The sequence below is a fragment of the Nocardia sp. NPDC003999 genome (genome assembly GCF_053604885.1).
In genome coordinates this window covers 617141-631118 of sequence record NZ_JBSGIB010000002.1, presented here as the reverse complement: position 1 = coordinate 631118, position 13978 = coordinate 617141, and the positions used below count along the sequence as shown (strand labels likewise).

At 67.4% G+C, this 13978-nt stretch carries 16 protein-coding genes; 8 read left to right on the top strand and 8 right to left on the bottom strand.

All coding sequences use genetic code 11. From position 1 onward, the window contains the following. The first annotated feature begins 30 nt into the window (after positions 1-30). The 5 genes from ACWESM_RS06755 to ACWESM_RS06735 all read left to right on the top strand — a co-directional run bounded on the left by ACWESM_RS06755 (position 31) and on the right by ACWESM_RS06735 (position 4873). Positions 31-1248 carry an acyl-CoA dehydrogenase family protein gene (locus ACWESM_RS06755; protein ID WP_364425164.1) on the top strand — a complete coding sequence of 406 codons (1218 nt, stop codon included), beginning with the start codon at positions 31-33 and terminating at the stop codon, positions 1246-1248. Continuing rightward, complete coding sequence (locus ACWESM_RS06750) at positions 1245-2042, top strand: SDR family oxidoreductase (RefSeq protein WP_355076832.1); 798 nt, start codon at positions 1245-1247, stop codon at positions 2040-2042. Before ACWESM_RS06755 ends, ACWESM_RS06750 begins: the two co-directional genes overlap by 4 nt. Positions 2043-2241: 199 nt before the next feature. Next, entirely contained in the window at positions 2242-3015 is a 774-nt protein-coding gene (locus tag ACWESM_RS06745; protein WP_355076833.1) for a hypothetical protein, read from the top strand. Positions 3016-3060: 45 nt separating this feature from the next. Beyond that, the gene (locus ACWESM_RS06740; protein ID WP_355076835.1) at positions 3061-3669 is read left to right on the top strand and encodes a TetR/AcrR family transcriptional regulator; all 609 of its coding nucleotides are present in this window, start codon (positions 3061-3063) and stop codon (positions 3667-3669) included. A gap of 10 nt (positions 3670-3679) precedes the next feature. Next, positions 3680-4873 carry an acetyl-CoA C-acetyltransferase gene (locus ACWESM_RS06735; RefSeq protein WP_452491080.1) on the top strand — a complete coding sequence of 398 codons (1194 nt, stop codon included), beginning with the start codon at positions 3680-3682 and terminating at the stop codon, positions 4871-4873. 165 nt (positions 4874-5038) lie between these two features. Here the strand turns inward: ACWESM_RS06735 and ACWESM_RS06730 are convergent, their stop codons facing one another. The 4 genes from ACWESM_RS06730 to ACWESM_RS06715 are packed head-to-tail and all read right to left on the bottom strand — an operon-like array spanning position 5039 to position 8083. Next, on the bottom strand, positions 5039-5818 hold the full coding sequence (locus tag ACWESM_RS06730; RefSeq protein WP_452491079.1) for an ESX secretion-associated protein EspG: 780 nt from the start codon (positions 5816-5818) through the stop codon (positions 5039-5041). Beyond that, the gene (locus tag ACWESM_RS06725; protein ID WP_452491078.1) at positions 5811-7118 is read right to left on the bottom strand and encodes a hypothetical protein; all 1308 of its coding nucleotides are present in this window, start codon (positions 7116-7118) and stop codon (positions 5811-5813) included. Before ACWESM_RS06725 ends, ACWESM_RS06730 begins: the two co-directional genes overlap by 8 nt. Continuing rightward, the gene (locus tag ACWESM_RS06720; protein ID WP_397275167.1) at positions 7115-7495 is read right to left on the bottom strand and encodes a hypothetical protein; all 381 of its coding nucleotides are present in this window, start codon (positions 7493-7495) and stop codon (positions 7115-7117) included. Before ACWESM_RS06720 ends, ACWESM_RS06725 begins: the two co-directional genes overlap by 4 nt. Positions 7496-7504: 9 nt before the next feature. Further along, positions 7505-8083, bottom strand: coding sequence for a DUF3558 domain-containing protein (locus ACWESM_RS06715; RefSeq protein ID WP_452491077.1), 579 nt, complete (start codon positions 8081-8083; stop codon positions 7505-7507). Between the two features lie 376 nt (positions 8084-8459). Between ACWESM_RS06715 and ACWESM_RS06710 the strand changes: the two genes are divergently transcribed. The 3 genes from ACWESM_RS06710 to ACWESM_RS06700 all read left to right on the top strand — a co-directional run bounded on the left by ACWESM_RS06710 (position 8460) and on the right by ACWESM_RS06700 (position 10073). Continuing rightward, entirely contained in the window at positions 8460-9440 is a 981-nt protein-coding gene (locus ACWESM_RS06710; protein ID WP_452491076.1) for a hypothetical protein, read from the top strand. After that, positions 9416-9640 carry a hypothetical protein gene (locus tag ACWESM_RS06705; protein ID WP_157106555.1) on the top strand — a complete coding sequence of 75 codons (225 nt, stop codon included), beginning with the start codon at positions 9416-9418 and terminating at the stop codon, positions 9638-9640. The genes ACWESM_RS06710 and ACWESM_RS06705 overlap by 25 nt, the downstream gene beginning before the upstream one ends. Before the next feature lie 229 nt (positions 9641-9869). After that, positions 9870-10073, top strand: coding sequence for a hypothetical protein (locus ACWESM_RS06700; RefSeq protein ID WP_364425155.1), 204 nt, complete (start codon positions 9870-9872; stop codon positions 10071-10073). 390 nt (positions 10074-10463) lie between these two features. On the opposite strand, the gene ACWESM_RS06695 is transcribed toward ACWESM_RS06700, so the two are convergent. From ACWESM_RS06695 to ACWESM_RS06680, 4 genes are all read right to left on the bottom strand, one after another. After that, complete coding sequence (locus tag ACWESM_RS06695) at positions 10464-10925, bottom strand: YbhB/YbcL family Raf kinase inhibitor-like protein (RefSeq protein ID WP_355076845.1); 462 nt, start codon at positions 10923-10925, stop codon at positions 10464-10466. 321 nt (positions 10926-11246) lie between these two features. Beyond that, entirely contained in the window at positions 11247-12341 is a 1095-nt protein-coding gene (locus tag ACWESM_RS06690) for an NAD(P)H-dependent flavin oxidoreductase (protein ID WP_452491075.1), read from the bottom strand. Beyond that, positions 12338-13096: a CoA-transferase subunit beta gene (locus tag ACWESM_RS06685; protein ID WP_355076848.1), complete on the bottom strand. Its 759-nt coding sequence runs from the start codon at positions 13094-13096 to the stop codon at positions 12338-12340. Before ACWESM_RS06685 ends, ACWESM_RS06690 begins: the two co-directional genes overlap by 4 nt. Then, a complete protein-coding gene (locus ACWESM_RS06680) occupies positions 13096-13971 on the bottom strand; it encodes a CoA transferase subunit A (RefSeq protein ID WP_355076850.1) in 876 nt (291 codons plus the stop codon). The genes ACWESM_RS06685 and ACWESM_RS06680 overlap by 1 nt, the downstream gene beginning before the upstream one ends. Between the last annotated feature and the right edge of the window lie 7 nt (positions 13972-13978).

The window sequence follows — 13978 nt, the reverse complement described above, 5'->3', positions numbered from 1 at the left end:
AGCAAGTGCTTGGTAGGTTATCCTACCGGCGTGGGTGCGATCCAGACCTCAGAATCCGACACCGCCGCTCCGGACGGGCGGTTTTCCGCCGTGCAGGACGAGCGATTCGCCGCCGAAGTGCGCGAGTGGCTGGAGGAGAACCTCAACGGCGAATTCCGCGCGCTGCGCGGCCTCGGCGGTCCCGGCCGCGAACACGAGGCGTTCGACGAACGCCTGGCCTGGGACCGGCACCTGGCCGCGGCCGGGTGGACCTGCCTGGGCTGGCCGAAGGAGTACGGCGGCCGCGAGGCCACGGTGCGCCAGCAGGTCATCTTCCACGAGGAGTACGCCAAGGCGAACGCCCCCGCGCGGGTGTCGCACGTCGGCGAGGAACTGCTCGGCCCGACCTTGCTCGCGTTCGGCACCCAGGCGCAGAAGGACCGCTTCCTGCCCGGCATCCGCAACGTCAGCGAACTGTGGTGCCAGGGTTATTCGGAGCCCGGCGCCGGCTCCGACCTGGCCGCCATCACCACCTCGGCGCACCTGGACGGCGACGAGTGGTCGATCAACGGGCAGAAGATCTGGACGTCGCTGGCTCACGTGGCCGACTGGTGCTTCGTCGTCGCCCGCACCGAGCGCGGGTCCGCGAGGCACAAGGGTCTGTCCTACCTGCTGGTCCCGATGCGGCAGCCGGGGATCGACGTGCGTCCGATCATCCAGCTGACCGGGACCTCGGAATTCAACGAGGTCTTCTTCGACAACGCCCGCACCGCGGCCGACCTGGTGGTCGGCGAGCCGGGCGACGGCTGGCGGATCGCCATGGGCACGCTCACCTTCGAGCGCGGCATCTCCACCTTGGGCCAGCAGATCCGGTTCGCCCGCGAACTGGCCGACATCGAGGCTCTGGCCCGCCGCACCGGCGCGGCCGACGACCCGCTGATCGCCGACCGAATCGACCGCGCCTGGGTCGGGTTGCGCGTGCTGCGCGCGCACGCCATGCGCACGATGGAGGGCGCGGGCGTGGACGACGGCGCGGGCCAGGCCTCGGTGGCGAAACTGCTGTGGGCCAACTGGCATCGCGGGCTGGGGGAGCTGGCGATGGCCGTGCTCGGCGCCCGCGGCCTGGTGGCGGGCGAGAACGATCTCAACGAATGGCAGCGGCTGTATCTGTTCACCCGCGCCGACACCATCTACGGAGGTTCGAACGAAGTGCAGCGCAACATCATCGCCGAGCGGGTGCTCGGCCTGCCGCGCGAGGCCCGCCCGTGACCGGGCCGCTGTCGGTCGCCCCCGCGCCCGTTCCTGGGCACGGCCTGCTGACCGGACGTTCGGCCGTGATCACCGCGGCGGCGGGCACCGGCATCGGCTCGGCCACCGCGCGCAGGTTGCTGGCCGAGGGCGCGGACGTGGTGGTCTCCGACTGGCACGAGCGGCGTCTGGCCGAGACCGCGACCGAGCTGGCCGCCGAGTTCCCGGACCGGCGGGTCGCTTCGATCCCGTGCGACGTGCAGAGCACCGAACAGGTGAACGCGCTGATCCGCGGCGCCGCCGAGGCCGTCGGCCGCATCGACATCATGGTCAACAACGCCGGGCTGGGCGGGGAGACGCCCGTGGTCGACATGACCGACGAGCAGTGGGACCGCGTCCTCGACATCACCCTCAACGGCACCTTCCGCTGCACCAGGGCCGCCCTCGGTTACTTCCGCGACGCGGGCCACGGCGGCGTGATCGTGAACAACGCCAGCGTGCTCGGCTGGCGCGCGCAGTACGGCCAGGCGCACTACGCGGCGGCCAAGGCGGGCGTCATGGCGTTGACCAGGTGCAGCGCAATCGAGGCTGCCGAACTCGGCGTCCGGATCAACGCGGTGGCCCCGAGCATCGCCAGGCACGCCTTCCTGGACAAGGTCAGCTCGACCGAGCTGCTCGACCGGCTGTCGGAGCGCGAGGCGTTCGGCCGCGCGGCCGAGCCCTGGGAGGTCGCCGCCACGATCGCGATGCTGGCCAGTGACTACACCACCTACCTGACCGGCGAGGTGGTTTCGATCAGCAGCCAACGCGCCTGAGCCACGGGCTTTTCGGGCTCGTCCGCTCTGCATGGGGCGGACGAGCACACCCCGGCGACCATCGAGCAGCCGTTCGTCCGCCACGCCCGGAGAGATCTTCCACGCCGTATTGCGATCGCCTTCTCGCATCACGGCTGCCGCGTGAAATGGGCAGCTGATCAGGTGGAAAAGGACGAGCCGGAGCGCGGCGCGGTGTGCCATGCTGGATGAGATCGGATCAGCGCTCTTCAAGGGGGCGATGGCTATGGGTCGCGATCGCCCACCTGCCCGCGAACAACTGGAACTCGATGTGGTGCGCGAAGTCGTGCTGGCCAGGCGACGGCTCGACAGCCTCGTCCTCTCGGCCCTCACCCTCGGCGCCGAGCTCATCGAGCACACCTCCGAAAGCGCGGTCGCCACGGCCGCCGCGCGGATTCTCGAGCAGCACGCCGTCGACGAGGGGGAGGTCGCCCGCGATCCGCGCGGCGCGCTGCGGGCCGATCTGGCGCGCGATCGCGAGCGTGCCCGGCGCATCGGCCTCAGCGCCGACAGCACGGAGAGCGAGCAGGAGCAGCGCAGGCAGCGCCAGACGGACTTGCTGTGCGAGGTGCGCGCCGACTTGCTCGCGGTGGTCGCGAAATGCCGGAAATTCCGTTTCGACCAGGTGACCTTCTCGGACGAGATCGCGCAGGGCCTGTGCGCTGCCACCGACAAACTGGTGATCGGGGCCGACATGGACACCTACCACGCCTGGCAGCGCGGCATGGTGCTCAAGCTGAGCGAGGAGCCGGTGCGCGGCGGCCCGCCACGGGTGATGGCCACGGTGGACGCCGGTCCCGATCGCGGTCAGCTCACCGTGGAGTGGGACAGCTGCGAACGTCGTCTCGCGCTCGTCGCCCGGATGGCGCGCGCGGGCGTCTCGCCGGTGATCATCTGCGATCGCCTGCTCGCCGATCTCTCGGTGTCCTCGCCGCTGCGCTATTCGGCCCGTTGAACGGGGCCGCTGTACCAAGCAAATGCTTGGTTGTATGATGGCCGTGTGCCCGCACCAGACGCCTCTAAATCAGCACGGCGCAGCGAGTTGCTCGCCTTGGCGGCCGAATTGTTCGCCGAGCGGGGATTGCGCGCGACCACAGTGCGCGACATCGCCGACGCGGCCGGGATCCTATCGGGGAGCCTCTATCACCACTTCGATTCCAAGGAGTCGATGGTGGACGAGATCCTGCGCGGGTTCTTGGACGAACTGTTCGGCCGCTACCGCGAGATCGTCGCCTCCGGTCTGAGTTCGCGAGACACCTTGGAAGCCTTGGTGCTCGCGTCCTACGAGTCGTTCGACCGCTGGCACGCCGCGGTGGCGATCTACCAGGCCGAGGCGAAGCGGCTGCGCGACTCGGAGCGGTTCACCTACATCGCCGCGTACAACCGCGAATTCCGCGAGCTGTGGCACCGGGTGCTGACCAACGGCGTCCAGGACGGCAGTTTCCGGCCGGAGCTGGATGTCGAACTGGCCTACCGGTTCCTGCGTGACACGGTGTGGGTCGCGGTGCGGTGGTACCGCCCCGGCGGCTCGGTCACCGTCGAGAACCTCGCGAAGCAGTACCTGACCATCGTGCTCGACGGGCTCACCGCCGGCGAGCGCACCACGTAGGAGTCCTTACATGTCAGCACCTTCCGCGTCCCGTCGTCCGTATGCCCCGCTGCGGGACGCCTACGTGATCGATGCGGTACGCACCCCGGTCGGCAAGCGCGGCGGCGCACTGGCGGGCGTGCACCCGGCCGATCTGGGCGCGGCCGCGCTGCGCGGCCTGCTGGACCGCAACCCGATCGACCCGGGGAATGTGGACGACGTCATCGTCGGCTGCGTCGACAACGTCGGCCCCCAGGCGGGCAACATCGGCCGCACCATGTGGCTGGCCGCGGGCTATCCCGAAGAGGTGCCCGGCGTCACGGTGGACCGGCAGTGCGGATCCAGCCAGCAGGCCATCAATTTCGGCGCCCAAGCCATCATGAGCGGCACGGCCGAGGTGATCGTCGCGGGCGGCGTGCAGAACATGAGCGCGATCCCGATCTCCGCGGCCATGTTCGCGGGCAAGGAGTACGGCTTCGACTCGCCGTTCGTCGGATCGCAGGGCTGGGATCACCGCTACGGCACCGCCGAGGTGACCCAGTTCCGGGCGGCCCAGCTGATCGCCGAGAAGTGGGACATCAGCCGGGCGGAAATGGAACGATGGGCGCTGCGCAGCCACGAGCGGGCCCGCGACGCGATCAAGAACGGCCGCTTCGACAACGAGATCGTGCCGGTCGGCGATTTCTGGATCGACCAGGGCCCGCGCGAGACCAGTCTGGAGAAGATGGCTTCGCTGCCCGCGCTGGCCGAGGGCAGCCCGCTGACCGCCGCGGTGGCCAGCCAGATCTCCGACGGCGCCAGCGCCACCCTGCTCGCTTCGGACTGGGCGGTGCGGGAGTACGGCTTGACGCCGCGAGCGCGCATCCACCACGTGAGCGCGCGCGGCGCGGACCCGATCTACATGCTCACCGCGCCGATCCCGGCGACCAAGTGGGCGCTGGAGAAGTCCGGTCTCACCATCGATGACGTCGACGTGATCGAGATCAACGAGGCGTTCGCGCCCGTGGTGCTGTCCTGGCTGAAGGAGACCGGCGCGAATCCCGAGAAGGTCAACGTCAACGGCGGCGCCATCGCCCTCGGTCACCCGCTCGGCGCGACCGGCGCGAAGCTTTTCGCGACGCTGCTCAACGAGCTCGAACGGATCGAGGGCCGCTACGGCCTGCTCACCATCTGCGAGGGCGGCGGCACCGCCAACGCCACCATCATCGAGCGCCTGCCGCGCTGATCCGCGCGAGCGAGCGGCACGCCGAGAAGTTCGACGTGCCGCTCGCGTGTCGTGGATGGCGACGGGCCTGGGTCAGTCGGATTGCACCTCGTGATCCGACTGCCCCTGAGACGAACCGTCGTTGATTGCGCTGCGAATCTGGTGGACCCGCCGTTCGCGCGGTACTTATCGCTGTGAGCGCAGGTACTCGTCGTGTTCGCGGTCCTCGCGGTAGTAACGCTGGGTCAGCACGGTGAGACGGTTGATCTCGGCCGCCATAGCGGCGGGGGCGAGCGGTTTGGCGACGATGGGGTCGCCCGTTCTCACGTAGTAGCGGCCATCCGTGTAGTCCATCCACCAGAAACCGCGCCCGAAACTCGGGCGGGCGTCGACGGCTGGGCCGGCGAACACCGTGACCTCGCCCAGCCCGAGGCGTTCCCGCTTGAAGATCTGGTCCAGCCGCGCCACGGTGCCGACCTCGTACGGCTTGCGCACCGGCCGTTCCCGATCGGCGGTCACTTCGTCGCGGCGCACTTCGATCGGCGGATGCGTGCCCGCGGGCATCTTCGGCAGCGCGGCCACCGCTTTGGCGGCGACCCGCCCTGCGGCGCAATAACTCACGATCACGTCAGCGCCGGTGTCCGGTGCGTGGCCGGGGAGTTGGACCAGGGTGGCCCCGGCCTGCCCGCGTACCGCGCCGTGGAAACGGAACACGATCGACATGTCCGGGCCGCCCATGCCTTTGGACTCGACCCGTACCTCCGGCTCCAGCAATACGTCCAGCGCCTGTTCCAGCTCGACGGCGTATCGCCCGAGCAGCGCGTCGACCGCTTCCTCGCGTCGACGCTTCAGATCGGCGAAATCCATCTCTTCCGGACGATATTGCAGCGGGTACGGCAGACGGTCGCGACCATAGGCGGACCAAAGGATTTCGAATTCCTGCCCGGTGAAGCGCCAGTCAGCCATGCGGGTTGTCTCCGATGACCGGGGGAACGGCCTTCGGCAAGGAATCCGAACCGGTGAGTTCCTCACCGTTGTGCTGGTTGATCAGATAGTCCTTGACGCCCGATGTCTCGCGTTCGTCGTGCTTGCCGCGAGACCCCATCCCCGGGGCGATGCCGCTCGTTCCGGTCGTGCCGGTTCGCGCCGCCTGGGCTCCGGTCGCCGTGGCGGCCGGATGCGCGTGCGGCTGCTGCGGGCCGGCCGGGACGTTGCGGCCCGGTGCGGGAGTTCCGGTGATGGTCGGTGCACCGGATACGACGGGGGTGCCGGGACGCCCGGGTGTATTCGGGCTCGTCGTCCCGGGCCGACCAGGCGTCGCCGGAGCGGTGGTGAAGTTCGGGCTCGGCGTAGTGGTGCTGCTCGGTGTCGTCGACGGCGTGGTCGATGTCGTCGGTTGTACGCCGGTCGACTGGTCCACACCCGCCGGGGTGACTGCCTGCGGAGTGGTGGCGGGGTTGGTCTCGGGCGATTGTCGTGGGCCGCCGTCGGATTGGTCGGTGGTCTCCGGTTGCGCGGCTTCGGGCTGGTTCGACTCGGTAGTCGTCGTCTGCGGTGCGGAGGTATTCGGAGCGCCAGGTGACGAGATACCCGGCTGCTGCCCGGGATCTGCCACGATCTGTGGGGCCGTGGGCAGGACGGGCACACCGTGGTCGGTCTGATTCGCGACTTGGCCGTACACCGTCCGCAGAATCCTCCGCGCTTCCTGCGTGGCCTCCTCTTCGGTGTAATCGCCCGCCTTCATGACACCGTCCTGGGGCAACGTCTTATCCCTCAGGTCCGGGCGTTCGGTGGCCTGCGGCATCAACGCCTGCGTCTGCTCGAGGCCGGTATGCATCTCCGACAGCTTGAAACTCACCAGACACGCGGCATCCGCGAGATTCCCCGACTGATTCCGGTAGTTCGTCACCGCGTCCGCGGCCGCTTTCCCGGATTGCCCGGTCCAGCCCGGATTCGTGCCGTCCCCGGTCACGGTGCGGCCGAACTGCTCGTTGAACGCCTGAATCGCACCGGTCAGATTCATCCCGATGTTCAACCAGGCCTCCGACGCCTCGCGCACCGTACCCGGCCGCATCGCGTTCACGGCGTCGACCATCTGCGCCAACGTCATACTGTCGTAGTTGTCCGGTCCCGGAATTCGCGGCGGTTCGTACTCCCCTTGAAACGATGTGCCCAACCGGCTGGTGAAGTCGTAGATCGTGTCGCGCTCCCGATTCCACTGCTCCTGTGCGGCGATGATCCGGGCGCGGTACTCCTCGTAGATCATGGTTGCGCGTCCAAGCCGGTGAACTGGTCGGCCCTCGACCGGTCCAGCTCCACGAAGTTCGCGATTGCTTTGGCGACAACCTCTTTCGCGATCTTTACCGCGTCGATGTGCTGCATGAGTACGGCATCCAAGGATTGCTCGGTGCCAGCAGCCTTGCTGGCGAATTTCTCCCGGAGAACCTGACCTGATGGAAAGGGGCCGAAACCGTCGATAATCTTGACCCGGTCCGCCATTTGCAGGATGGCGTCCAGCCGGTCCAAGTAGTCGTCGCAGGCTTTGTCCAACCCCTTGCCGATCTCGGGATGTAGCACTATCTCACCGGAATTGGCCAGGTCGAGAACTCTCCGCCACTCCGTTGCGTCGACTCCGACAGACACAACCCCTCCTTAGTTTTTCGGCAGGTACTGCGCTAGATCGGAGGCATGGCGACGGACCTCTGCGCATGGATCGCCTTGTTTGCCAACGGAGTAGCGAGTTACGATCCGAAACAAGACCGTGCCCTGTGCCGCTTCGACGGCGATGCTGCACTTGAGTTGCTTGGCGTCACCCACATCGAGGAACTCGACGGCGTTGTGGGCACCGACCGGATGCGGTGTGAAGGACTCGAAATCACGACGCTTCTGAACGTCCTGAAGAGTGGGCGTACCGGAGAAGATCGTCAAGTCGTACCAGCGAGAGACGGCTCGCCACCCGCATACCTTCCATCCGGTGAAGTCCACGCCAGCCGCGTCCTTGTTCTTGCTGGCGGTATCCAGCCCGGTCCCCGATATCGCAGCTTCCGGCAGGTCGCATGGGTTCCAGAGTGCCGCGTCCGGGTCGGCAGACTTCGTGGCGGTGGTAGTCGCCGTGGCCGCCGCCGTTGTGGAGGTCGGTGTGCTCCCGGTGGTGTCACCACACCCAGCCAGCACCACCACCGCACCGGTCGCGAGCACGGCACCGCGTAACAGCTTCCCCCAGCTCGTCATCGGTTCCTCACCGCCGGTGCCGTAACGCATCGACGGGGGCCGGACCGGCTCCTCCGCCCCCCGCACGCTGGGATCGACGCTACTGGGCGGTTCACGGGGTCGCAACAGTCGCTGATGGGGTGAGGCCAAGCGAGGCGGAAACCGGAGCACAGTGGCGCAGGTGAGCGGAATCCTGACACGCTCGCGCTTCCGAGCGGTCGATGACGCCGAATTCGAAGTTCTACGTATTCGAAATGTTCGTAACGTTCGACTGTTCAATTATTAGTGACCATCTTTCTCTGTACAGTTCGGGTGTGGCGAACATCGTTGAGCTCGTACTGCTTTGGCTCGATGGTGCTGCCTTGCATCCGATCGGTGGCAGTGGAGCGCTGATTCGATGAGGGGTCCGGGGGCCAATGCTGTCAGGGAGTTGTTCAGGCGGGTCCGTGACGATCTGCGCGGAATGCTGCGCCGCCAAGCCGAGGGTCACAATGCCTGGATACACGGCAAAGCCGAAGGCGTCAGAGAATCCGACCGCGTCATCCGAAGAAGCGACCAGGACGGATACGACCGGATCGCGGGCACCCGAGAACCGAGCGAGGCCGCGGGCGGTTCGGCTCCTGTCGCCGCACGCTCCGGGCGGACACCGCTCACCGATCTGTCGCATATGCGGCCGCTGGGTGACCTCTTCGACGGCGCTCGGCGCGGCGATCTCGACGACTACGACCTGACCCGGGAGCTGGGAGGACTACAGCGCAAGTACGGTCCCTATCACCTCGAGGATCTCGGCGCCTGGTACGAACGGGCTTGGGAACGCGAGGACGGAAGCATGCACCCCGACAACGTGGGGTTCACCGCGAAGATATGCGGTCCCGGCGGAGAAGACGCCGGCTCGCTGCTCTACAGCTTCACGCGCGACAACGACGGGAGGCTCGTAGTCACCCATGACCTCACCGAACTGAACGAAGGCTTCACGGGCAAGGGATTCTCCACTGCCTTCGCCGCATCCACAGAGGACTACTTCCGTCGATCGGGTGTGGACAGAATAGAGTTGACCGCCACGAGACTGCGGCAAGACGACTCACTCGACGGCGCGGTCGCCTGGGCCAAGGCCGGCTACGACTGGAACCCGGATCCGGTGAAACTGGCGAAGTCCGTCAACAGCATGAGATCGAGGATCGACTCACTGCTCGACGGGGAAATAGGCACGCTGAGCCCCGCCGACACAGCGCTACTTCAGGACATGCGCACACGATTCGACGGACCGCCGGTGGGATTCCCCTCACCCCAGGAACTGGTCATGCTCACCGGTGACAAGCTGAAACTCGGCGAGGAACTGATGAAAGGATCGTCATGGCACGGGATGAAGAAACTGTGACTCCCACCCCGGAAGAACGTGAGTTCATCGAGGCCCGCGGCAAAGCCACCTCCACCCACTTCATGCGGTTCGTCACCGAACGTGGCCTCGACACCGACCCCGATACTTGGCCCGCGGCCGACCGGGAAGAATTCGACCGGCAAGCACGCCGGCTGATCGAGGAATGGAAAAACCGCGCACGCGAAACCTTCGGCCTGTGAACGTCACCCGGCCCGCCTACAGCGCGGCGCCCCACCGTGGGTGACGCACGAGTTCGCTCACGGCACGGCGGTGAACAACTCGTAGCCGAGTACCCGGATCTGATGCTCCGGTTCACAGCGCACACATAGACACGGCCCAGCGCACACACACAAGTTTCTCTTCGAGGATTCTCTCGCCGGTCCGGAAGCCGCGAGTCCGGACCGGCATCCACCGAAGAGAGGATACGAATTGAGCATCAAGTCGACGCTGGCCAGGACCGTTGTCGCCGCCGGCGTTGTGGTCGGCCTGGTAGGCATCGGCGCGGGTATGGCGAGCGCCGATCCGGCCCCGGATCAGCGGCCGCCCGCTCCCGCGCAACCGCAGGATCCGCATTGCCCCCCGCCGGGCCAGCCGCAGGGCCCCGACCAGCCGCCCTGCCCGCCGCCGCAGTAACGCACGGATTCCTGACGACGTTCGACCCGACGGGAAAGTTCCCATGTTCCACTGGTTGTCGCCGACCGGCAGCTATCTGCCCCAACGGGCAGCCGGCTACCCCTGCTGATGTCGATCTGGCCCCCGCGCACTATCTGAACCTGCGCCGATAGTGACCGGGTGAGCGACCGAATTCCGAGCTCTCCAGAGCGGCGCCTGAGGCCCTCCGCGCCAGGCATGCAAGCCTCCGCTGTGGGCCTCTCGCGCCGATCGAAGGCGGAGATCGCCGCAAGGTAGGCACCCGTCAGTCGAGTGGCACATGGCTGAGGCGAATTGCGAGTAGACCCGCCGTCTTGTGCCACTCGACGAGGCGCCTGGCGGGGGCACACCCTCGCCTGGCGAGTGATCTAGCTAGTCGACGGTATAGGTGCCGATGAGCTGGCCGTCTCCGATGCTCGCGTCGACGATCGCGGACCTCGCGTCGTTCGCCGACGTCCGCGCGTCCACCTTCACGGGACGCGAGAGCGCGTAGACGATGAATCGGTAATGGTGGACGCCGGTGCCTGCGGGTGGGCACGGTCCGAAGTATTCGGCGCGCTTCGCGCTGTTGAGGCTGACCACCCCGCCCGCGGGTGTCTGCCCCTCCGCGCTGGACGTGGTGGTCGTCGGGATATTGCTGACCACCCAATGGGTGAACAGGCCGCTCGGGGCGTCCGGGTCGTCGACGATCAGCGCCGAGGTGGCGGCTTCCGGGGGCATCGTCCAGTTCAGCGGCGGCGGCTCGTTCCTGCCCTTGCAGGTGTAGACCACCGGAATCGGGTCGCCATGGTCGAAAGCGGTACTGCGCACGGAGATCTCGTTCGTCGCGGGCATCGCGGCCTCCGCTCGAGTCGAGGGATGGTGATCGAGTCCGACGGTTCGCCTGTCGCACGGCGGGCTGGCGCAATGTGGCGATCGACAGGCGAACCCTGTTATGTCGTTGTCAGTCCAGCGTAAGACGCCGTTGCGGGACCATCCAGATTATGGGCAAATCAGCCGTTATCACTGCCTGTAGGCGACCGGCCACCCGCGAGGTCGGCTTCGAGGTCATGGCTCGCTTCGCCCGGCCGGCTATGCGGGGGTCGCCCGATGTCGGTCCCTTTCGAGTTGGACACGGGCAGGGCGGCACCAGGGCGAACCGGCGGCCGCAATCCCTCAGTCCGACCCTGTTCCCGCCGACTGCTTGTCTCTGGCCAGCGCCGCGATCGTCTCGATCCGCTCCACCGCGTCGGTGACGATCCGATCGATCAGTTCCTTGCACGTGGGCAGGTCGTCGATGATCCCCGTGACCTGTCCCGCCGCGAGCACGCCCGCCTGGGTGTTGCCCTCGACCAATCCGGCGCGCAGGAGCATCGGCGTGTTCGCGGCCATGACGACCTGAGACCAGCTGAGGTCCTTGGTCTTTCGCATGGCCAAGCCGTCGCGGACCATCGTGGACCACTTCATGCCGGTCATGCTCTTGAACCGGGCCGCGTTGCCCACCGCTGCGGTGAGGCCGCGCCAACGGCCCGAATGCTCGAGCCGCTGAACCAGTTCGGTGTTCAGCACGCGGTGCGGCATGCCGTCGACCTTGAGCGACACCACCGTGTCCTGGAGCTGTCGCCGCAGGTACTCCTGCTTGACCGCATCGGGGACGGTGCTCTCCTGGGTGAGCAGGAACCGCGTGCCCATCGCGACACCCGCCGCGCCGTACGCCAGGGCGGCGGCCAGACCACGCCCGTCGAAGAATCCGCCCGCGGCGACAACGGGAATGTCCACCGCGTCCAGCACCGTGGGCAGCAGCAGGGTGGTGGCCACCGGGCCGGTGTGTCCGCCGCCCTCGCCGCCCTGCACGATCACGGCGTCCGCCCCCCACGATGCGACTTTGACCGCGTGCTTCGCCGCGCCGATCGACGGAATGACCACCACCCCGGCGTCTTTCAGTTTCGCGATCAGGTCCTGCTTCGGCGCGAGCGCGAATGACGCGACCGCCACCTTCTCCCGGATCAGCAGATCGATCCGCTCTGACGCGTCCGCGGCGTCGGCGCGGATGTTCACGCCGAACGGTTTCGCGGTGTGCGCTTTGGTCTTCGCGATGGCCGCCTCGAGCTCGGCGAAGGTCATGGTGGCGGAGGCGAGGATGCCGAGTCCGCCCGCTTCGGCGGTGGCCGACACCAGGCTCGGGCCCGCGACCCAGCCCATGCCGGTCTGCACGATCGGATGTTCGATGCCGACCAGATCGGTCAGCGGGGTACGCAAGCGCGGGCTCATGACGGGACCTCGGTTTCGCGAATCTTCTTGGGGTCGAGCACCTCACGGATCAACCGCAGCTCCTCGGCCGTCGGCTGCCGCGTCTCGCCCGCTTCGGCGAGCCCGGCGATCTCGAACGAGGTGTTCTCCGCGACCTCGTCGGCGGTGACGCCGGGGTGCAGGCTGCGTGCGCGCATGGTGTGGCCTGGGCCTTCGAAGTCGAAGACGCCCAGATTGGTCACCACGCGGTGCAGGTGGTGGAAGCGGTATGCCGGGTCGGCCGCGTCGACCTTGTCGTATCCCACCCCGGAGACGATGTCGACCTTCTCGGTGAACACGCGCTTGGTGTGCCGCGCGACCCAGTAGCTGGTGGCGTGATTGATCGTGTTTCCCGGCGCGCCACGCACACCGAACATCTGCCGGGTCGGCTGCTGCAAGGAGCCGAACGCCGAAAGGTTCTGGTTGCCGAACCGGTCGATCTGATTGGCGCCCATCACCACGTGCCTGCGTCCGGACGCCACCACGTCGAAGACTCTCCGGAACGGGATCCAGCCTTCGATCGGCGCTTTGCCGCCCAGCGGGGGAGTCTCGGCGAACAGCAGCGCCTCGCCGTCGGACAGCAGCAGATCCGGTTCGGTGGTGAGCTTGGCCAGCCGCGCGCCGATTATGGACATGGGTGACATGGGGCTGGCCATGATCTCGCCCGCGCCGCTGAAGATCTCCGCGCAGGCGATGGCGCAGATCTCGGCGCGGGTGACGGTTTCGGTGCTGGTCATCACGCCTCCTCGGCGAATCGGCGGACGGCGGCCTGGTACTGCTCCTCGGAGCCGGCCAGATAGGTGTCGACGAACCGCTGCCACGACTCCGGCGTCTTCGCGGACTCGACGTAGTGCTTTTGGAACTTCTCGTCCCGGCCGTAGTCGTCGGCCGCCAGGGTGAAGTGCGCGCCGCCGGGGGCCTCGACCACGCCGTCCACCATCATGCGGTTGAGCAGCAGCGATTGCAGCGGAACGGTTTTCACCAGTTCGTCGGTCTCTACGACGCGCTCGACCGAGACGTAGCGGCGCTGCGCCGCCAGGCAGAACAGATCGTCGAAGTAGGGGTCGACGCCGGTGTAGGCGGCGTTGCCATGCGCGTCGCCGAGATTCAGGTGTACCAGCGCCGCGTCGAGATTCAGGGCGGGCATGGCGATCAGGGTCTCCGGCGTGCCGTCGACGGGGTAGGGCGATTCGACCGTCTTCAACTCGCCCTCCCAGAAGTTCGGGACGTCCGAGCCGAGCCCGGCGCGGATCGGCAGGAACGGCAGTCGCGCCGCCGCGGCCTCCAGCCCGCACTTGAGCATGCCTTCGTCCATCTCGCGGGCGGCCAGCGCACCCGAGGTGCGCGCCTTGGCGAACCACGGGTCGTAGAACGGCGCCGAATCCAGCGACACGAAGCCGTAGTACGCCTTGCGCACCTTCCCCGCCGAACACAACAGCCCGAGATCTGGCCCGCCGTAACCGACCACGGTCAGGTCCGTGAGGTCCGAACGCAGAATGGCTCGCACCAGCGCCATCGGCTTGCGCCGTGACCCCCAGCCACCGATGCCGATGGTCATCCCGCTGCGCAGCTCGCCGACGACCTCGTCGAGCGACATCCGCTTGTCTCGCATGGGTAAT